The organism is Devosia sp. Leaf420 (assembly GCF_001425445.1).
In the GTDB taxonomy this organism is placed as follows: Bacteria; Pseudomonadota; Alphaproteobacteria; order Rhizobiales; family Devosiaceae; genus Devosia.
Window position 1 is genome coordinate 485,831 of sequence record NZ_LMQU01000012.1, and the last position, 17,982, is coordinate 503,812.

Genomic DNA, 17,982 nt, shown 5'->3' on the forward strand with positions numbered 1-17,982 from the left:
ATTCTGCGAGAAGCGTCATGTTGCAGTTGTTGCTTATTCTGATCGTTGTCGCCGTCGTATCGGGCGCCATGGGCTTTACCGGCGTCGCAGCTGGCGCGGCAGGCCTTGCCAAGATCATCTTCGTTTTGATGCTGCTCGGCATCGGTCTCATCGTCATTCTGACGATGATGGGGCTAGCCATTTTGTTCTGAAAATTAGCTGCAGCCGGAGAGAAGAAAGGGCGCCTTGCGGCGCCCTTGGTGTTTTAGGCAACGGTCAGCGTGACGTCGACATTGCCGCGGGTGGCGTTGGAATAGGGGCAGACTTCGTGGGCCTTGTGGACCAAGGATTCTGCGTCTTCCTTGGAAAAGCCGGGGAGGTTGACCTTGAGCTCGACCGCAATGTTGAAGCCCTTGGCGCCTTCATTGGCGTTTTCGCCGAACGAAACGGAAGCGTCGATCGTGGTTTCGTCGGGAACCTTGATTTTTTCGCCGCGGGCGACGGCCTTCAGCGCGCCGAGGAAGCAGGCGGAATAGCCGGCGGCAAAGAGCTGCTCAGGGTTGGTGCCCGGGCCATCATTGCCGCCCATGGCCTTGGGGGTGTCGAGCGTTACGGCAAGACGACCGTCATCGGTCTTGCTGGTGCCGGTGCGGCCGCCGGTGGTGTGGGCGTGGGCGGTATAGACTGCAGACTTGATCGACATGTTTTGCTCCTGTGAGAGGGCTGAAATCTCGTGACACGGAATTCAATAGCGCACAATTAAATTGCGCGCAATAGAAATTTGTGGGATAGGTTGGATCGAAGTTGGAGAGGGCGCATGGTTATTAAAAAGATGCCGACGATCGACCAGATGCTGTGCTTTGCCATTTATTCGGCCGGACACGCCTTCACGCGTTTCTATAAGCCGCGGCTGGACGCGCTCGATCTCACCTATCCGCAATATCTCGTCTTCCTCGTGCTCTGGGAGAAGGACGACATCACGGTAAAGACCTTGGGCGAGCGATTGTTCCTCGATTCCGGCACGATCACCCCATTGGTGAAGCGGCTTGAGGCGCGGGGGCTGGTGAGCCGCGAGCGCGATAAGGTCGATGAGCGGCAGGTGCGGATCAAGCTGACGGACGAGGGGCGGGAGATGGAAACCAAGGCATTGGCCATCCCGCTGGCGGTCGTCGAGGGGACCGGTGGATCGCTCGAAAGTATCGACGCGCTCCGGCAAGAGCTGGATTCACTGCGCGAGCGGCTCGACGCCGCGGTGCGATAGGGGAAGGGGAGCCAGCGGCTCCCCTTTTTGTTGGCTTAGAGCGTGATGCGATATATGCCGAAACCGTCCTCGTTGGTTTCGCCTGTCGCTTCGATCTTGATCGCGGTGACATCATCGACGTGCTCGGCGGCCTTGGGGCCTGTGGCGAAGAGGACGGTGGTGTCGGCGATGGGCGCCAGGGACCAGTTGCTGTCTGCCTTGGGATCGATCGTGCCGTTTTCGATGATGTAGCGCACGATGATGTCGCGGTTGGTATCGGGGCCCTTGAAGACGATCACGTCCGAATTGATGTTCGGGAAGGTGCCGCCGCCGCCAGCGCGATAGTTGTTGGTCGCAACGACAAACTTCTGAGCTGGATCGACCGGCTTGCCGTCATACATCAGATCGACGATGCGGTTGGCATCGGGGTTCGGTTCTTCCTTGCCATCGGAAGAGTATTTCGAGGGCTGGGTGAGGTCGATCTTGTAGGTGACGCCGTCGATGACGTCGAAATTGTAGGACGGGAAGTCGAGATTGATCAATTCGGCATCTTTGGCGCCGGCTTCGATCTGGTTGAAGATGCCTGCCGAGCGTTCGAGCCAGTTCTTGACGTCGGCGCCGGTGATGACAACGGCCTGGATCGTATTGGGATAGAGGTAGAGGTCGGCGACGTTCTTGATGGCGACCGGGCCGACGGGGACGTCGGTGTAATAATCAGGACCGCCACGACCGCCGGATTTGAAGGGAGCAGCGGCTGAGAGGATCGGCAAGCTTTCCCATTCTGTGCCCTTCATCATCTGCTGGATATACCAGGTCTGGGCCTGGCTCACGATCTGAACCGATGGATCATCAGCAACGAGCGCGAAATAAGAATAAAGCGGCGCGGCGGTTTCGCCGACCGGGCGACGGATGTAGTCGAGCGTTTCTTGGTGTTCATCGTCAACCGCGCTGACGATTTCGGCTTCGTCTTCGACGAGCGGCTGCACCTTGCCATCGACGCGCTCGGAGATCGGGCGGGCTTCGGAGGTGTGCGAAGCGATGGTCCATTTACCATCGGCATCCTGCTCCAGGAGGAGGTCGATGAGGCCCATATGGCTGCCCCAGAAGCCCGGCATGACGGCCGGCTTGCCGGCGAGCGTGCCGGCTTCGATGTCGACGCCTTCGATGCCTTCATAATCGGGGCCGGGGAAGACCAGGTGCTGGTGGCCGGTCAGGACCACGTCGATGCCTTCGATGCCAGCAAGCTGCAGCGAGGCGTTTTCGGCGCCAGTGGTCTGGTCGGCGGCGATGCCGGAATGGGAGAGGGCGACGATGATGTCGGCGCCTTCTTCCTTCATGCGCGGCACGTAGGCCTTGGCGGTTTCGACGATGTCGCGCGTGTTGACCTTGCCCTCAAGGTGCGTCGCGTCCCAGGTCATGATCTGGGGCGGCAGGAAGCCGATGAGGCCGACCTTGATGGTCTTGGTGGCGCCGGAGCCGTCGGTCAGTTCCTTTTCGACGATGCGATAGGGCGTGATGTAAGTGTCGTCGCTAAGCGCATCGGCTGCGAAGTCGCCACGGACGAGGTTGGCGGAGACGAAGGGGAATTCGGCGCCTTCGAGAGCCTTGTCGAGGAATTCGAGGCCGTAGTTGAATTCGTGATTGCCAAGGGTCGCGGCTTCATAGCCCAGCGTGTTCATTGCAGCGATAATCGGGTGGACGTTGCCATCGAGGCCTTTTTCATAGGCGATGTAGTCGCCCATCGGATTGCCCTGGATGATGTCGCCATTGTCGAGCAGCATGGAATTGCCGGCTTCGGCGCGGATGGCTTCGATCAGGCTGGCGGTGCGTGCGAGGCCCATCGTGTCATTGGGCGCGTCGGCATAGTAGTCATAAGCAAGTGCCGCGACGTGTAGATCGGTGGTCTCGATGATGCGCAGATGGGCCTGATTGGCTTGCGCATGGACGGCAAAGGGGTGCATCGCCGCGATGGCTCCTAGACTGGCGGAACCGGCGAGAAAGGTACGGCGGGATATCCTCGGGTGAAAATTCATCGACTTCTCCAAGTATTTGCCATTGTTTCCGGAAGTGCACCTCCGGTTGCCGGTTAACCGGCTATGGCCGCTCCCAAAAAAGGGCGAGACCTGCTCTTGCCTCCGTTCGGTGACGGTGCCGTGACGGCGGCGGAGGGAGGCTAGGATTGTTTTACCAGGCGGTCAATTTATGACATTGCGATGACAGCGAACGACAGGATGCAACCTGTTCCCACCCTTGTCTCTTGTTGGTAGCAATAACAGCGTTGTGAAGGGGCAATCTCCATGAAATGGCGTGGGCGCGAGCGCAGCAGCAATATCGAAGACAGACGCGGGCAGGCGGGTAGTTCCGGCGGCTTTGGCAGCTCGCCATTCGGCCGTGGTGGTGGCATCCGACTGCCGACGGGTGGCGGCGGTGGCTCGCGCGGCGGCATCGGTGGCATCATTGGGATCGTTGTGTTGCTCGGCATCGTCTGGCTGGTCACGGGACAGAACCCGATGGACATGCTGGGCGGCAGTTCGGGCGCCGCGCCATCGAGCACGACATCACGCCAATTGCCGGCCGAAGGTCAGGACGAGATGGCCGATTTCGTCGGCGTCGTCGTCAAGGAGAACGAAGATCTCTGGAACCAGGTGTTTGCCGCTGCGGGCGAGACATACACCGAGCCGCAGGTGGTGCTTTACACCAACCAGACGGATTCCGGTTGCGGCACTGCGGATTCGCGGATGGGTCCGTTCTACTGCCCGGTCGATTCCAAGGTCTATATCGATCTCAGTTTCTACGATGAGCTGCGCCAGCAGTTTGGCGCGCCCGGCGATTTTGCGCAGGCCTATGTGCTTGCCCATGAAATCGGGCATCATGTGCAGAACCTGACCGGCGTGCTGCCTGACTTCAACGAGCGTCGGCAGAGCATGAGCGAAGAAGAAGCCAATGCCTATTCGGTGCGCGTGGAACTGCAGGCCGACTGCTACGCTGGCGTTTGGGCGAACTTTGCCGGCGAGCAGAACCTCCTGGAATCTGGCGATATTGACGAAGCGCTGAACGCTGCCGAGCAGATCGGCGACGACAAGCTGCAGGAGCGGATGCAGGGCTATGCCGTGCCCAAGACGTTTACGCACGGCACGTCAGCGCAGCGCCGCACCTGGTTCGAGCGCGGGTATCGGTCGGGCGAGCCCAACCAGTGCGATACGTTCTCGGGCAATATCTAGGCGAACCCTTGGCCGGGAGACGCGTTGCGTCCTCGGCCAAGGAGTTTTGAATGCAGGGCAATCTTGCTGACATCGCCATCAAGCATTTTGCCGATGATGGGACATTTCCCAACAACAGCCTGCCGGTGATCATCTATCGGCGGGCGGTCGCCGAGCCGTCGCCGGAGGCGATGGAGGCGCTCTTCGATCAGAATGGCTGGCCGAGTGCCTGGCGCTATGGCGTCTATGACTTTCACCATTTCCATTCGACGGCGCATGAGTGTCTTGGCGTGGCACGCGGTTCGGCGCGGCTGCAATTTGGCGGTCCAGAGGGACGAGTGTTCGAGGTGGTGGCTGGCGATGTTATGGTTCTTCCAGCGGGCATCGGGCACAAAAATGTCGGATCGAGCGCGGACTTTCTGGTGGTGGGGGCATATCCGCCGGGGATGAGCGCCGATCGATTGAAGGGCGAGCCTGGCGAGCGGCCGGGGGCGGATGAACGGATCGCCCAGGTGGCCTTGCCAAAGACCGATCCGGTCGGCGGTCAGGCCGGTCCGCTGCTGAGCAAATGGGGATGAACTAGGAGCGCATTCGTGATGGACCGCTTTGGGTGGCTCAAGCATTTCCTTCAGACTGAAGGAGATTGCAAATGAGCAAACCTAAAGAGACGAATACCGCTCAAGCCAATGCCACTCATCGCGCCGAGGCTGACCGCCGGCCAGTGCCTGACAAGGACAAGAAGGCCGCGACTGGATCGCGCGACGAGGATCTGCCAGGGGCCGAGGGTCCGCTGTCGGCTGGCGCGAATGAAGATACGTATGACTAGCGTGATGACGTGAGAGGGTCGACTGAGACCGGTTGAGCGCTCACGGGTGAGATAGGGGTGGCCGCGTAGGGCAGGGTTGGGTAAACCCTGCCTAGTTTTACGCATGGGCCGCCATGATCCCCAAAATCCTGCACTTCACCTGGAAATCCACTGACCTGCCGCGGCAGATGCAAACCTATTACGATGCGTGGCGCAGCCTGCATCCGGATTGGGATATCCGGCTCTGGACCGACGAGACCATGCGGGGTTTCGTTGAAGAAACATATCCCGATTTTCTCGCCACCTATGACGCCTATCCCAAGATGATCCAGCGAGCGGACGCGTTTCGCTATCTCGTGCTTGGAGCGCTGGGTGGCGTTTATGCAGACCTCGATGTCGAGCCATTCCGGCCCATCGATGAACTGCTTCAGCATGAGTGTTTCCTTGGGATTGAACCGCTCGAGCACATCTTTCCCGATCGCCATCATCAGGGCGTGCCGTTCCTGATCACCAACGCCTTTATGGGCTCGGTCCCGAGGCATCGGCTTTGGCTGGATATCATCGCGAGAATGCCGTCGCTGTTGGATCAGGAGACGTTTTATTCTACGGGTCCATCCATGGTGACGGCAGCGGTTTTGCGGCTGCCGCGTAACGAGCGGCCGACATTGCTGTCGCCAAGGGTGTGGTCGCCATTGCTCGTTGATGGGCGGAAGACTGGGACAGATGCCGAAGCCGTCGCCTTGCTCGATCCGGTCGCGCCAGTGGTTTCGAAGGCGGAGCCGCTGGTGTCCCATGTCTGGATGACGACCTGGGTGCCTTGGCACAAGCGGAGCAAGCGCTTCAATGCGTTGTTTCAGGCGCCGACGCGGGCCAAATGGCAGTTCAGGCAGTTGGCCAATCCGTCCTTGGCCAAGGTGGTCATTGCCGATCCGCTGCATCTCTATATCGATCAGAACATCCGTCCGTCGGCGGATCGACCGAGTGTTAACGTGGCCGTTCGGCTCGAAGATGGCGCCCTGTCGACGGGATTGGCTGACGCCTTGATGCGCCTCGATTATCCGCGTGATCGCTTGACCATCACGCTGCATGTTCCGGGTCGTGCCGATGTGAAAGGTTTGGACGCGCTGGTGGCCGAGAAGGGGCTGAACGCGGTGATCGTAGCCGGAGATTATGCAAGCGTCGCGGCGCGGGACAATGACATTTTGGACAGCCATGGGCCGTGCGCTGACTGGGTGCTGCTGATCGATGGATCTATTCAGGACTTCCCGCCGGATGTGATCCAGAGGATGCTGGGCGCAGAGCGGCCTGTGGTCTCAGCCAATGTCGTCGACGAAACCGGGACGCCGGGCGACGACCAATTGTTCCGATATGAAAAAGCGGCGCCCTTCAAGGTGCTTTACAAGGATCGCGGCAGAGATGGCGCGGTGCGCCGTGACCGGGCGTTCCGGACTTATCTCGGGCGTCAAAAGGCGTTTGCCGTCTTGCCGTTGGATGGAGTCGGAGAAAGCTTTGTCCTGATCGAGCGGGCGGTGATTGAGGCGGGCGTACGCTTCGCGGAGACGCCTTACAAGCTGCACCTTGGCGCCGAGGCGTTTGGCATCATGGCGCGGGATCGGGGCTTTGAAGTTTGCGGGCTGACCGAGCTCGAAGTCGTACGCAGCAACCAGAATTGAAAAGGGCAGCGCTTTTGGCGCTGCCCTTTTCAATGCTTTAGGCGGCTTCGCCGGGTGCCTTGTGCTCGGGCAGCTCTGCCAAGCCCTTTTCCTTGCGCACCAGATTGAGGAAGCGCGTGAAGAGGTAGTGGCTGTCCTGTGGGCCGGGGCTGGCTTCAGGGTGGTACTGCACCGAGAAGATCGGCTTGCCATCGACCGCGAGGCCGGCATTGGAATTGTCGAACAGCGAGATATGGGTCTGGGTGACGCCAGCCGGCAGGCTTTCGGTGTCTACGGCAAAACCATGGTTCATCGAGGTGATTTCCACCTTGCCCGTCGTCAGATCCTTCACCGGGTGATTGGCGCCATGGTGGCCCTGGTGCATCTTGCTGGTCGTGCCGCCGAGGGCAAGGCCGAGCAACTGGTGACCGAGGCAAATGCCGAACATGGGCTTTCCCGTTTCCATCAGCTTCTGAATGGTCGGGACGGCATATTTGCCCGTCGCCGCCGGATCGCCAGGGCCGTTGGACAGGAATATGGCGTCGGGATTGTGCGCGAGCACGTCGGCAGCTGTCGCCGTGGCCGGGACGACGGTGACCTTGGCCCCTTGATCGGCGAGGCAGCGGAGGATGTTGCGCTTCGCGCCGTAGTCGATGGCGACGACGTGGAAATCTGGCTTCTCGACTGTGCCGTAGCCCTTGTTCCACTGCCAGCTGGTCTGGTCCCAGTGGTAGGTCTGGGCCGTGGTGACTTCTTTGGCGAGGTCGAGGCCTTCAAGGCCCGGAAACGCATTGAGTTCGGCCTTGATGGAGCCTTCGTCGAACTGGCCGGTGGGCTCATGGGCGATGACGCCATTGGGCATGCCGTTTTCACGGATGCGCGCGGTCAGGGCGCGGGTGTCGACGCCGGCAATGCCGATAATGTTGCGCTTCTTGAGCCAGGCATCGAGCTTTTCGGCGGCGCGGTAGTTCGAGGGGTTGGTGATGTCTGCCTTGAGGACGACACCCCGGACGCCCGAGAGCGCGGCCATGTTCACCGTTTCGATGTCTTCATCGTTGGTGCCGACATTGCCGATATGGGGGAAGGTGAAGGTGATGATCTGGCCGGCATAGGAGGGGTCGGTGAGGACTTCCTGGTAGCCGGTCATCGCCGTATTGAAGCACACTTCGCCTGCGGCATGGCCAACTGCACCAATGCCATGGCCCTCAAGGCGCGTGCCGTCAGCCAGAATAAGAACTGCGGTCGCGGGGGATTGCTGCCAGCGGGTCACGGTCGGTCTCCATGCTTGGTTCGTCGGTTCGCGCGCACAGGCAAACGGGGTGAGCCGCTACAGTGGGTGCGAGGGATGTCGGTTGAGGCCTCCTCTTAGAAGGCCAAGCCGGAGAGCGCAAGTGGCGCAGTCCGCGTTTCATGCCTATATGGGGGCAAGAATCTGCATGGCAAGGAGCACACCAAGATGCGCGAAACGATCAGCGAAGGCCTCAAAACCGCACTAAAAGCCCGGGATCAGCGGCGTACGGCGACGCTGCGCGCCATCAATGCGGCCATCAAGGACCGCGATATTGCCAATCGCGGCGATGGCAAGGGGCCGGCGACCAACGACGAAGTCCTCGCGATGATTCAGAAGATGGTGAAGCAGCGCGAAGAGAGCTTTGCCATCTATGCCCAGGCCGGCCGCGCCGATCTCGCGACGGTGGAAAAGGAAGAGATCGATATTCTCAACGAGTTTCTGCCCAAGCCACTGACCGAGGAAGAAGTCGCTGCGGCCATCACTGCTGCTATTTCCTCCAGCGGCGCCGAGGGGCCGAAGGACATGGGCAAGGTGATTGCTGAGCTCAAGGCGAACTATCCGGGGCGAATCGACTTCGGGAAGGTGAGCCAGCAGGTGCGGAGCGCACTCGCAGCGCAGGGTTGATCGAATGTGGGGCGCCGAGAGGCGCCCCGTTCGTTTCAGGAAAGGCCTGCAAATGGGTCGCGCCAGGCATCGATCTCGTCGAGGCGGTCGTGCCAGGCATGGATGTTGGGGAAGAGATCGAGCGGGATCAGGCCGCGCTCGGCATAGGGCAGGGCCGAAGCGACGCGGAAATCGGCATAGGTCAGTTTGTTGCCAACGAGCCAAGCGCGGTCTGCAAGCGTTGAATCGAGGATCGCGGCGAAGCGCTTGAAATCATTCGTCGTATCTTCAACGACCTGCGGATCCGGATCGCCCATGAACGACTTTGCGGTGTGGTTGTGCCAGACGAGGGCCGCACCGGCATTGGTGAAATGGTGGGCGCTCCAACTCACCCACATCATGATCTCGACAGCGAACTCATCGGGCCAGAAGGCACCACCGGCAAGGCGCGAAAGGCGCAGCGAAATGGCATCGGCTTCCCAGAGCCGCTTGCCATCTTCGACGAGCAGCGGGGCAAGCGAATTGGGATTGAGCGGCAAGAATTTCTCGCGGTCGGCGCCCATCGGCTCGTAGCGGATGTAGCCGACTGGCGACTTGAGATGGCGCGCGACGGCGACCGCGACGCGCGGGTTGATGTTGTGCGTGTAGTAGAGCGTTCTTTCAGTCATAAAATCCTCCTAGTGCCGCCTCTTCAGAGCTCGCTTTGCACAAGCTTACTCCATGCGGATGTGAGGACGACGCCTCTGCCGACAGGCGATCGACTATTTTTCTGAGATTTTTTTGGCGTTACGCGACAAGCCGAAGCGCGGCGAGTTTTACTTGGTTTCGCCCATTGTGCTTGGCTTGGTAAAGCGCCGCGTCGGCGCGGTTGAGGAGGGCGGGGAAGTCTTCATCGCCCTCGAACATGGCAAGGCCCACGCTGACGGTGGCGTGCAGCTGGCCTTGCTCGATGACGAGCGTCAAATCGGCAAAGACACTGCGCACGCGTTCGGCAACTGCCTTGGCCTTTTCCTGATCGACGTCGATCAGAACAGCGCAGAATTCTTCGCCGCCGATCCTGGAAATGACATCGAGAGGTCCGAGCTCGCGCTGCAATACATCGGAAAAGAGTTTTAGGACGCGATCACCTTCGGCGTGGCCAAGCCGGTCGTTGATCTGCTTGAAATGATCGAGATCGAACATCAACACGGCGCTGTTGCGACTGGGCGGCGCGTTGCCGAAGCGATCGAAAAGCGCCCGGCGATTGAGCACGCCGGTCAGGGAATCGGTGTTTGCTGCCTGGTGATGGTGGTGGGCGGCGCGCGCGTGGTGAAGGGTCAGGGTGATGGCACCGATGCCCGTCAGTCCCACCAGCGACATGATGGAATTGAAGTCTTCAGCCCAGTTCTTTGGCGGCGCGGAGAGTACCCAATTGCCGTCAAGGGCCAGCATGAGGGCGCAACAGGCGAATGAGATGGCGGTGACGGCGTAAAGTGTGCCGATTGCGGCAAGCGCAAAGCGAAGCTGGTCGTCGCTGCGGATATGCTCATAGGCACATAGGAGCATAAGAACGGCGGCGGTGGCCTTAAGCATCAGTGTGCCCAGGCCCGATAGCCCAAGAAGAAGGGGTACCGCGGTCGCAATGGCCGAAAGAGCGCCTACCACAGCGGCGGGCCAAAGGGACGCCTTGCTGTTTCTGAAGCGACGGGCGCCCGCGTAGACGCAACTGAAACCGATCAGGATCAGCGCGAAGGGCACAAGCTGGAAGAAGAGCGTGTAGGCGCCGTTGCGCAGGCCCATAAGCATAAGGGCGACGACGATGAGCGCCATGCCGGTGGCGCCAAGAACGAGATAGGTCTCGCTGCGAGAGTTGAACCAGCCGATCAAAAGCGCGAGCAGCAATGAGGCGCTCGAAAAGCCGATGCCGATCAGTAGAGTTGCATTGTCGATGATCATGGTGCACCCCACGACGGTCGGGCAGTCATAAAGTCAAATTTGACAACGCTCCCTTACATTTCCGTTTCAATTCTATCGACTGCTTTTTCCCGGGCCTTATTCCGCGGCGACAGCGACGGGCGGCAAAAGACCCTGGCGTTTATCGAGCATGTTGGAGACGACCGCGACAAAAGCGGCGAGCGCCGAGCTGATGGCACCAATGAGGGGCAGGTAAGCGTATCCGGGGCCCGATGCGATAACGTTGGCGCCGAGAATGGCGCCGACGGCTATGCCGATGTTGAAGCCGGTGGGAATGAGGGCTGAAGCGAGGTTCGGCGCATCGGCGGCCCAGGCGAGCACGCGCGACTGCACCGGTGAACCGAAGGCAAAGTTGACGCCGCCCCACAGGATCGTCGCGATGGCCATAACGATGGGGTAGGGGCTCACGAAGAAGATCGTCGCAAACATCACCGCCTGTAGCGCGAGGATCGCGATCAGCGAAGGCATGAGCTTCCAATCGGCCAATCTGCCACCGACAAAGACACCTATGGTTGAGCCGACACCATAGAGCAGCAAGAGCCATGGGACGGTCGCCGTGGGCAGACCGGTAATATTGGTCAGGAGCGGGGTGATGTAGGTGAAGAGGCTATACTGGCCGATCATCACCAGGATCACGATGAGCAGCGAGGCGACAATCTGTTGCCGTCCCAGCACTTTGAATTCACGCTTGAAGTCTCCGGCGGTGGTGGCGGAAGCGGCACTGCGCGGCAGGAAAACGGCCACAGTCAACGTCGCCAGCAGTCCGATAATTCCGACCGCCCAGAACGTGGCGCGCCAACCCAGAACATTGCCGATGGCCGTGCCGCCGGGTACGCCGAGGATATTAGAAACGGTGAGGCCCGAGAGGATGAGTGCAACCGCGAAGCCGCGTTTTTCCGGCGGCACGAGGCTGACAGCCACGATTGCTGCGATGCCGAAATAGGTGCCGTGGACAACAGCGACGATGACACGGGCGGCCATCAGCAGTTCAAAACTCGGAGCAATGGCGCAGAGCACTTGGCCCAGGGTAAAAATGCCGCCCAGCAGCAGGATCAGCGACTTTCGCGTCATCTTCTTGGTGGCAACGGCGAGAAGTGGGCCGCCAACGGCGATGCCGATCGCATAGCCGGAGATGAGATAACCAGCCACTGGCACGGTTACGCCTAGACCGGTGGCGACTTCGGGAAGAATGCCGGCGATGACGAACTCGGCAGTGCCAAAAGCAAAGGCTGCGAGGAAAAGCGCGATAAGGGGGAGGGACATGCAGTATTCGCCGGGAGGCGGCCTCGGTGGAGGGCGTGTCTTTCCATAGGCCCGAAAGGGGCACAATCTATATTTTGCGCGGGCCATTTCAGAAAAGCTCAACCCATGGTGCTGGCGTGACCGCAGAGCTGGCGCTAACGTTCTCTTTGGCGGGCTGTTGAGTCCCATGGAGGGCAAGTGAAATGGCGGTTTCTTCGGGTACCAAAAGGCGTTTTGCGGCGGCGACGGCATTGCGCGGCGTGCTGATGCTGATTGCGGGGCTCTATGCTCTGATCTTCCCCGGCGATGCGCTCACGGTTCTGGTGCTGTTCGGTGGCGTGTTGCTGATCGTTGATGGCGCCTTGGGGCTCTGGAGCCTGACGTTTGGTGGCGGCAAGAGTGGCAATTATTGGTTCGATATCATCGCCAATGCCGCGTCACTGATCCTCGGTGTGCTGTTCTTCATCCAGCCGTTTATCGCGACGATCTTTACGGCAACTTTCCTCGGCACGATCGTGGGGCTCGCCGCGCTTTTCGTAGGCGCCATGCAGATATTCGTCGTGGTCCGCGAGCGTGAGAGCTATGCGCGGATCTGGCCGGTGGTGCTGTCCGGCGCGTCCTATGTGCTGCTCGGGCTGGTCTTCCTGCTGTTTCCGGTTTTGACCGCAGCGGTGGGCGTGATGCTTGGCGGCATCCTGCTGATCTTTTTTGCCATTGGCCTCTTTGGTTGGGCTTGGCGGCTTTATCAGTCGAGCAAGGTTTAGGTTGCGGGCTTGTAGGTCACCGAGACGCCGGCCACGGTCGCGTCATTCCGATAGATCGTTGCCTTGGGCGGCGCAGTGATCTCGATTGCGGTGGCCGAGAGCCAGCGGGGATCAGGATCAGCGCCTGCGCCGACGGAATAGAAGCTTGCGGCGTCGAATGGCACGTCTTCGCCCGGTGGCACCAGCGCTGCCTGGGTATTTTGGTCGGTGTCGCCGCAGTCCCTGGAGAAAATGACGAGGTCAAATTGACCATCTGGCGAGGGCAGGCGCTCGGTTTCGTTGACCGAGCACTCTGGAATAGCCTCTGCCACGAACCAAAGCGTCGCGCCGATGGCGATAGCCGGCCCAATGGTTAGCGTGAGCAACACGGCCATTGGCATTTTCGTCGTCTTGGGCATGGCTGTGGATAAGCTCCTAGGTCGTGAGGTGACTTCGGCCCTGGGAGTGCTTAGGTAACACCCATGCGCTTTACCGATACGTTCCTGGATGAAATCCGCCAGCGCCTGCCGATTACGCAGGTTGTGGGCGAACACGTGCTTTGGGACAAGCGCAAATCGCAGCCGGGCAAGGGCGACATGTGGGCCTGTTGCCCCTTCCACGCCGAGAAAAGCCCGAGCTTTCATGCCGATGACCGGCGCGGCATCTATCACTGCTTTGGCTGTGGCGCGACGGGCGATCATTTCCGGTTCCTGACCGAAAAAGCCGGGATGAGCTTTCCCGAGGCGGTCGAAAAGCTTGCCGGCATGGCCGGTGTGCCGATGCCGGCGCGCGATGAGCGCAGCGAAAAACGCGAGGCCGCGCAAAAGGGCCTCGTCGAGGTCATGGAACTCGCGACCAAATATTTCGAGGCGGCGCTGGCGCATAATATCGGCGCGCGGGCTCGCGGCTATCTCTTTGACCGCGGCGTGTCGCCGACGAGCCAGACGCGCTTTCGCATCGGCTTTGCGCCCGATAGCCGCAATGGACTCAAGGAGCATCTCGCCGCGAATGGTGTCTCGGCGCAGGCGATGCTCGATGCGGGGCTAGTTACCAGTCGTGACGACGATCCGCTGACCTATGACCGGTTCCGCAACCGCGTGATGTTTCCGATCATGGATTTTCGAGGCCGGATCATCGCCTTTGGTGGCCGGGCGCTGAGCGCCGATGTGCCGGCAAAATATCTCAACTCGCCGGAGACGAGCCTCTTTTCCAAGCGGCAGACGCTTTACAATGGGCAATCGGCGCGGGCGGCGGCGCGGGACGGAGCCACGGTTATCGTGGTGGAAGGCTATCTCGATGTTATTGCCGCTGTTTCTGCGGGTTTCGAAGGGACAGTGGCGCCACTTGGCACCGCGCTGACCGAGGAGCATCTGCAGTTGGTCTGGCGGATGGCGGAGGTGCCAGTTCTCTGCTTTGACGGCGACAAGGCGGGTTTGAAGGCTGCCGAGCGGGCCATGGATCTGGTCATGCCGCATCTCAAACCGGGGCAGACGGTGAAGATCGCGACACTGCCTGAGGGGCAGGACCCCGATGATCTGATCAAGGCGCAGGGCCGGCAGGCGTTTGCCGACGTGATCGAGAAGGCGCGCAGCCTTTCCGATATGCTCTGGAGCCTCGAGACCGGCGGATTGGTGCCCGATGCGCCGGAAGAGCGCGCCGCTTTGCAAGCGCGGCTGCGGGAGCGGGCCAATTCGATCCAGGACCAGACTGTCCGCTTTCACTATCAGCAGGCGTTTGATGAAAAGCTGAAAGCATTCTTTGCGCCGATCCGGAAGCCTTGGGATGGGCAGCGCGGCGGGCGGCCGAACTATGGTCAGAGCGGCGCCTATGGATTTCCCGCACGCGGGACGCCGCGTCTCGTCGTGTCCGATACGCTGAGGAACTCGCGACTGATGCGCGGTTCGACAGGCATGGAAGCAACGCCGCGCGAGGCGACGATCATCCAGACCTTGGTCAACCATCCGGCACTGGTCGAAGACAAGTTTGAAATTCTCGCCGCGCTCGACTGCGATACGCAGACTGCGCAGAAGGTTTTGAGCGACATACTGGCCCTCGTCGTACGGCACCACGATATTTCGGCGCCGGATTTGCAGGACGCGCTTGGCGTGCGCGGGCATGGACCGACGCTGGCCAGAATGGCCGAGACACTGGTGCGGCAGGGGGTATGGCAGGTGGGGCCGGATACGGCGCTAACCGACGCGGAAACAGGATTAAGTCATGCGCTGGCCTTGCATAACAAGAAAGTTCAGCTAAATAGGGAACTCAAGGCAGCCGAAGCGGCGCTGGGCGAAGACCCGAGCGATGAAACCTTTGAAAGGCTGCGAGACATCAAGAACCAGATTACCACTGTCGATGGCACAGAGGCATTGATCGAAGGATTTGGTTCGCTATCTGGACGCGCGACTCGCAGTTTTTAGAGAAAACTCTAAAGACCGGCGAAGACGCGCGATTTCGCATATGGCGGTTACGTCATGTCGTCCCGAAGCGAACCATCATGATGCTGAGGTGTTAACGCCTTGGTGACCAAACCTTTACCTTGTCTTGAGCTGTCACCACCTATGACAAGTCCGGCGCCCGAGATGCCCGCGGGTCCCGAGGAGTAGCATATGGCCACCAAGGCAGCGAACAAAGCCAGCAAGGAAACCGAGAAGCCCGAATCCGGGGCTCCGGAAGCCTCCAATGACAGTCCTCTGATCGACCAGAACGATGCTGCGGTCAAGAAGCTGATCAAGGTCGCCAAGAAGCGCGGCTATGTTACCTACGAAGAACTGAATGCCGTTCTGCCGGCTGACGAAACCAGCTCCGAGCAGATCGAGGACTTCATGTCCATGTTCTCGGAAATGGGCATCAACGTCGTCGACGAAGACGAGGTCGAAGAGACCGAAGTCGAGAAGGACGAGGAAGAAACAGGCAGCGAAGTTGCGCCTTCCGGCGGCACCGCTCTGGCCAATACGTCGAACACCAAGTCTGGTTCGGATCGTACCGACGACCCGGTGCGCATGTACTTGCGCGAAATGGGTTCGGTCGAGCTGCTGAGCCGCGAAGGCGAAATCGCCATCGCCAAGCGCATCGAGGCCGGTCGGGAGACCATGATCGAAGGCCTCTGCGAATCGCCGCTGACCTTCCAGGCCATCATCATTTGGCGCGATCAGCTCGCCGAGGGCGAGATTCTGCTCCGCGACATTATCGATCTCGAAGCGACCTATGCTGGCCCCGACGCTAAGCAAGCGGCGCCTGAAATCCCCGTGCCGGCGCCGAGAGTGGAGCAGGAGCCGGTAAAGGCTGCTGCAAAGCCAGCGCCGCGCCGCGCTGCGTCTTCGGATAGCGACGACGACTATGTGCCGGAGGAGCCGCAGGCGCCGCAGGATCCGGTAGAAGACGACGATGACGAATTCGACAACGCGCTGTCGCTTTCGGCCATGGAAGCCGAACTGAAGCCGCAGGTCGTCGAGACGTTCGATCGTATCGCCGAGGCCTATGGCCAGATGCGCGTCATGCAGGATCGGCATGCCGAAGACCGAACCGCCACTGTTTCCGACGCGGAAAGCAAGAAGCTTGAAGTGCTGCGCGGTGAAGTGATTGCCGACGTTAAGTCGCTCTCGCTCAACAACAGCCGTATCGAAAGCCTCGTCGAACAGCTTTACGACATCAACAAGCGCCTCGTGCGTCTTGAAGGTCGTCTGCTACGCCTGGCTGAGAGCTATGGCGTCAAGCGCGAAGTTTTCCTCAAGAACTATTATGGCCGCGAACTGGACCCGACCTGGGAAACGACGTTCGATGGTTTCGATGGCAAGGGCTGGGCTGAATTCGCGCGTCGCGAAGTCGATACCGTTCGCGACATCCGTTACGAGATTGCTACGCTCGCGACCGAGACTGGCCTCGATATCGCCGAATATCGTCGTATCGTGCACAAGGTGCAAAAGGGCGAGCGCGAAGCTGCCATCGCCAAGAAGGAAATGGTCGAAGCCAACCTTCGCCTCGTGATCTCGATCGCCAAGAAGTACACCAACCGCGGCCTGCAATTCCTTGATCTCATTCAGGAAGGCAATATCGGCCTGATGAAGGCCGTCGATAAATTCGAGTATCGTCGCGGTTACAAGTTCTCGACCTATGCGACCTGGTGGATCCGTCAGGCGATCACCCGCTCCATCGCCGATCAGGCGCGCACTATCCGTATTCCGGTGCATATGATCGAGACGATCAACAAGATCGTCCGGACCTCGCGCCAGATGCTGCACGAGATCGGCCGCGAACCGACGCCAGAGGAACTCAGCGAAAAGCTGCAGATGCCCTTGGACAAGGTCCGCAAGGTGCTCAAGATCGCCAAGGAACCGATCTCGCTCGAAACCCCGATCGGCGACGAGGAAGATTCCAACCTCGGCGATTTCATTCAGGACGTGAATGCGATCCAGCCGATCGATGCGGCGATCCAGTCGAACCTGCGTGAAACGACGACGCGCGTTCTCGCTTCGCTGACGCCGCGTGAAGAGCGCGTGCTTCGTATGCGTTTTGGTATCGGCATGAACACCGACCACACGCTCGAAGAAGTCGGACAGCAGTTCTCGGTGACCCGCGAACGTATCCGTCAGATCGAAGCGAAGGCCCTGCGCAAGCTCAAGCACCCGAGCCGGAGCCGCAAGCTGCGGAGCTTCCTCGACAACTAGGAGCAGCTCATGGCTGCTCCTCGCCTCAAGATAACGGCTATTCGCGCGTCTGTTCCGTTCAAGCTGGCGGTGACTTTTTCCGATGGGACGCATGGCGTGTTCAACGCCGCGCCTATGCTGGCTGAGCGCGGAGAGGGGACGGAGCCGCTGCGGGATCGGGCCTATTTTGCCAAGGTGGAGCTCGCCAATGGCAAGCCGATCTGGCCGAACTATTTTGACATCTCGCCGCAATGGCTGCAGGAGGAGATGGACAAGCGCGGCGAGTTGGTACGGCCCCGGCCGCCGAGACGAAGTTAAGGGAGTTTTCGATGTCGTTTTGGAAAAAGCTTTTTGGTGGTGGCGGCGCTGACGAGGCGACACCAGCCGGCGACAAGTCCCTCGGCGAAGAAAGCTACAAGGGGCATCTGATCAAGGCCATCGAGATGCGCGTCGGCAGCGAATATCAGTTGGCCGGGACGATCGAGAAAGAAATCGGTGGCGAACAGAAGAGCTACAAGTTCATCCGCGCCGACCGCATGGGCTCCAAAGATGATCTTACCGCGCTGGCTCTTAACAAGGGCCGCCAAATCATCGACGAACAAGGCGACGGCATCTACCGCTAAGCCGAGCC

Annotated in this window: 19 protein-coding genes; 12 read left to right on the forward strand and 7 right to left on the reverse strand. The window is 60.2% G+C overall.

Going from position 1 to position 17,982, the window contains the following annotated elements; all coding sequences use genetic code 11:
- Positions 1 to 17 precede the first annotated feature (17 nt).
- Positions 18 to 191 carry a DUF1328 family protein gene (locus ASG47_RS20425; protein WP_082511770.1) on the forward strand — a complete coding sequence of 58 codons (174 nt, stop codon included), beginning with the start codon at positions 18 to 20 and terminating at the stop codon, positions 189 to 191.
- A 53-nt stretch (positions 192 to 244) separates the two neighbouring features.
- Here the strand turns inward: ASG47_RS20425 and ASG47_RS15690 are convergent, their stop codons facing one another.
- A complete protein-coding gene (locus tag ASG47_RS15690; protein ID WP_061910679.1) occupies positions 245 to 682 on the reverse strand; it encodes an organic hydroperoxide resistance protein in 438 nt (145 codons plus the stop codon).
- A gap of 114 nt (positions 683 to 796) precedes the next feature.
- On the opposite strand from ASG47_RS15690, the gene ASG47_RS15695 reads away from it, so the two are divergent.
- Positions 797 to 1,240 (forward strand): MarR family winged helix-turn-helix transcriptional regulator, encoded by a 444-nt coding sequence (locus ASG47_RS15695; protein WP_061910681.1) that lies wholly within the window; start codon positions 797 to 799, stop codon positions 1,238 to 1,240.
- A gap of 35 nt (positions 1,241 to 1,275) precedes the next feature.
- Here ASG47_RS15695 and ASG47_RS15700 read toward each other — a convergent pair whose 3' ends face one another.
- A complete protein-coding gene (locus tag ASG47_RS15700; RefSeq protein ID WP_061910683.1) occupies positions 1,276 to 3,252 on the reverse strand; it encodes a bifunctional 2',3'-cyclic-nucleotide 2'-phosphodiesterase/3'-nucleotidase in 1,977 nt (658 codons plus the stop codon).
- Positions 3,253 to 3,516: 264 nt separating this feature from the next.
- On the opposite strand from ASG47_RS15700, the gene ASG47_RS15705 reads away from it, so the two are divergent.
- The 4 genes from ASG47_RS15705 (at position 3,517) to ASG47_RS15715 (ending at position 6,897) form a co-directional block, all read left to right on the forward strand.
- Positions 3,517 to 4,440 carry a neutral zinc metallopeptidase gene (locus ASG47_RS15705; protein ID WP_061910685.1) on the forward strand — a complete coding sequence of 308 codons (924 nt, stop codon included), beginning with the start codon at positions 3,517 to 3,519 and terminating at the stop codon, positions 4,438 to 4,440.
- A gap of 50 nt (positions 4,441 to 4,490) precedes the next feature.
- Positions 4,491 to 4,997, forward strand: a complete 507-nt coding sequence (locus tag ASG47_RS15710; RefSeq protein WP_061910687.1) for a hypothetical protein — start codon at positions 4,491 to 4,493, stop codon at positions 4,995 to 4,997.
- 71 nt (positions 4,998 to 5,068) lie between these two features.
- On the forward strand, positions 5,069 to 5,245 hold the full coding sequence (locus ASG47_RS20750; protein WP_156464136.1) for a hypothetical protein: 177 nt from the start codon (positions 5,069 to 5,071) through the stop codon (positions 5,243 to 5,245).
- Positions 5,246 to 5,358: 113 nt separating this feature from the next.
- Complete coding sequence (locus tag ASG47_RS15715) at positions 5,359 to 6,897, forward strand: glycosyltransferase family 32 protein (protein ID WP_061910689.1); 1,539 nt, start codon at positions 5,359 to 5,361, stop codon at positions 6,895 to 6,897.
- A gap of 37 nt (positions 6,898 to 6,934) precedes the next feature.
- Here the strand turns inward: ASG47_RS15715 and carA are convergent, their stop codons facing one another.
- The gene (gene carA / locus ASG47_RS15720) at positions 6,935 to 8,146 is read right to left on the reverse strand and encodes a glutamine-hydrolyzing carbamoyl-phosphate synthase small subunit (RefSeq protein ID WP_061910691.1); all 1,212 of its coding nucleotides are present in this window, start codon (positions 8,144 to 8,146) and stop codon (positions 6,935 to 6,937) included.
- A gap of 186 nt (positions 8,147 to 8,332) precedes the next feature.
- Here carA and ASG47_RS15725 point away from each other — a divergent pair, with 186 nt between their 5' ends.
- Complete coding sequence (locus ASG47_RS15725; RefSeq protein ID WP_061910693.1) at positions 8,333 to 8,791, forward strand: GatB/YqeY domain-containing protein; 459 nt, start codon at positions 8,333 to 8,335, stop codon at positions 8,789 to 8,791.
- 35 nt (positions 8,792 to 8,826) lie between these two features.
- On the opposite strand, the gene ASG47_RS15730 is transcribed toward ASG47_RS15725, so the two are convergent.
- The 3 genes from ASG47_RS15730 to ASG47_RS15740 form a co-directional block, all read right to left on the reverse strand.
- On the reverse strand, positions 8,827 to 9,438 hold the full coding sequence (locus ASG47_RS15730; protein ID WP_061910695.1) for a glutathione S-transferase family protein: 612 nt from the start codon (positions 9,436 to 9,438) through the stop codon (positions 8,827 to 8,829).
- 118 nt (positions 9,439 to 9,556) lie between these two features.
- The gene (locus tag ASG47_RS15735) at positions 9,557 to 10,705 is read right to left on the reverse strand and encodes a GGDEF domain-containing protein (RefSeq protein WP_061910703.1); all 1,149 of its coding nucleotides are present in this window, start codon (positions 10,703 to 10,705) and stop codon (positions 9,557 to 9,559) included.
- Positions 10,706 to 10,801: 96 nt separating this feature from the next.
- Positions 10,802 to 11,986 carry an MFS transporter gene (locus ASG47_RS15740; RefSeq protein WP_061910705.1) on the reverse strand — a complete coding sequence of 395 codons (1,185 nt, stop codon included), beginning with the start codon at positions 11,984 to 11,986 and terminating at the stop codon, positions 10,802 to 10,804.
- 182 nt (positions 11,987 to 12,168) lie between these two features.
- On the opposite strand from ASG47_RS15740, the gene ASG47_RS15745 reads away from it, so the two are divergent.
- Positions 12,169 to 12,729, forward strand: coding sequence for an HdeD family acid-resistance protein (locus ASG47_RS15745; protein ID WP_061910707.1), 561 nt, complete (start codon positions 12,169 to 12,171; stop codon positions 12,727 to 12,729).
- Here the strand turns inward: ASG47_RS15745 and ASG47_RS15750 are convergent.
- Complete coding sequence (locus ASG47_RS15750) at positions 12,726 to 13,127, reverse strand: hypothetical protein (RefSeq protein WP_156464137.1); 402 nt, start codon at positions 13,125 to 13,127, stop codon at positions 12,726 to 12,728. The two genes, ASG47_RS15745 and ASG47_RS15750, sit on opposite strands and share 4 nt — an antisense overlap.
- 63 nt (positions 13,128 to 13,190) lie before the next feature.
- On the opposite strand from ASG47_RS15750, the gene dnaG reads away from it, so the two are divergent.
- The 4 genes from dnaG (at position 13,191) to ASG47_RS15770 (ending at position 17,974) form a co-directional block, all read left to right on the forward strand.
- A complete protein-coding gene (gene dnaG / locus ASG47_RS15755) occupies positions 13,191 to 15,125 on the forward strand; it encodes a DNA primase (protein ID WP_061910711.1) in 1,935 nt (644 codons plus the stop codon).
- Positions 15,126 to 15,314: 189 nt separating this feature from the next.
- Positions 15,315 to 17,372 (forward strand): RNA polymerase sigma factor RpoD, encoded by a 2,058-nt coding sequence (gene rpoD, locus ASG47_RS15760; protein WP_061910713.1) that lies wholly within the window; start codon positions 15,315 to 15,317, stop codon positions 17,370 to 17,372.
- A gap of 9 nt (positions 17,373 to 17,381) precedes the next feature.
- Complete coding sequence (locus ASG47_RS15765; protein WP_061910715.1) at positions 17,382 to 17,669, forward strand: DUF2442 domain-containing protein; 288 nt, start codon at positions 17,382 to 17,384, stop codon at positions 17,667 to 17,669.
- Between the two features lie 11 nt (positions 17,670 to 17,680).
- Positions 17,681 to 17,974: an HlyU family transcriptional regulator gene (locus tag ASG47_RS15770; protein ID WP_061910717.1), complete on the forward strand. Its 294-nt coding sequence runs from the start codon at positions 17,681 to 17,683 to the stop codon at positions 17,972 to 17,974.
- The last annotated feature ends 8 nt before the right edge of the window (positions 17,975 to 17,982 follow it).

What these genes read in the sequence shown, in the direction of transcription:
- dnaG (WP_061910711.1), top strand. Translation starts at nt 13,191, where the DNA reads ATGCGCTTTACCGATACGTTCCTGGATGAAATCCGCCAGCGCCTGCCG.
- ASG47_RS20750 (WP_156464136.1), top strand. Translation starts at nt 5,069, where the DNA reads ATGAGCAAACCTAAAGAGACGAATACCGCTCAAGCCAATGCCACTCAT.
- ASG47_RS15730 (WP_061910695.1), bottom strand. Translation starts at nt 9,438, where the DNA reads ATGACTGAAAGAACGCTCTACTACACGCACAACATCAACCCGCGCGTC.
- ASG47_RS15715 (WP_061910689.1), top strand. Translation starts at nt 5,359, where the DNA reads ATGATCCCCAAAATCCTGCACTTCACCTGGAAATCCACTGACCTGCCG.
- ASG47_RS15690 (WP_061910679.1), bottom strand. Translation starts at nt 682, where the DNA reads ATGTCGATCAAGTCTGCAGTCTATACCGCCCACGCCCACACCACCGGC.
- ASG47_RS15740 (WP_061910705.1), bottom strand. Translation starts at nt 11,986, where the DNA reads ATGTCCCTCCCCCTTATCGCGCTTTTCCTCGCAGCCTTTGCTTTTGGC.
- ASG47_RS15710 (WP_061910687.1), top strand. Translation starts at nt 4,491, where the DNA reads ATGCAGGGCAATCTTGCTGACATCGCCATCAAGCATTTTGCCGATGAT.
- ASG47_RS15750 (WP_156464137.1), bottom strand. Translation starts at nt 13,127, where the DNA reads ATGCCCAAGACGACGAAAATGCCAATGGCCGTGTTGCTCACGCTAACC.
- ASG47_RS15695 (WP_061910681.1), top strand. Translation starts at nt 797, where the DNA reads ATGGTTATTAAAAAGATGCCGACGATCGACCAGATGCTGTGCTTTGCC.
- ASG47_RS15745 (WP_061910707.1), top strand. Translation starts at nt 12,169, where the DNA reads ATGGCGGTTTCTTCGGGTACCAAAAGGCGTTTTGCGGCGGCGACGGCA.
- ASG47_RS20425 (WP_082511770.1), top strand. Translation starts at nt 18, where the DNA reads ATGTTGCAGTTGTTGCTTATTCTGATCGTTGTCGCCGTCGTATCGGGC.
- ASG47_RS15700 (WP_061910683.1), bottom strand. Translation starts at nt 3,252, where the DNA reads ATGAATTTTCACCCGAGGATATCCCGCCGTACCTTTCTCGCCGGTTCC.
- ASG47_RS15765 (WP_061910715.1), top strand. Translation starts at nt 17,382, where the DNA reads ATGGCTGCTCCTCGCCTCAAGATAACGGCTATTCGCGCGTCTGTTCCG.
- ASG47_RS15725 (WP_061910693.1), top strand. Translation starts at nt 8,333, where the DNA reads ATGCGCGAAACGATCAGCGAAGGCCTCAAAACCGCACTAAAAGCCCGG.
- ASG47_RS15770 (WP_061910717.1), top strand. Translation starts at nt 17,681, where the DNA reads ATGTCGTTTTGGAAAAAGCTTTTTGGTGGTGGCGGCGCTGACGAGGCG.
- ASG47_RS15705 (WP_061910685.1), top strand. Translation starts at nt 3,517, where the DNA reads ATGAAATGGCGTGGGCGCGAGCGCAGCAGCAATATCGAAGACAGACGC.
- ASG47_RS15735 (WP_061910703.1), bottom strand. Translation starts at nt 10,705, where the DNA reads ATGATCATCGACAATGCAACTCTACTGATCGGCATCGGCTTTTCGAGC.
- rpoD (WP_061910713.1), top strand. Translation starts at nt 15,315, where the DNA reads ATGGCCACCAAGGCAGCGAACAAAGCCAGCAAGGAAACCGAGAAGCCC.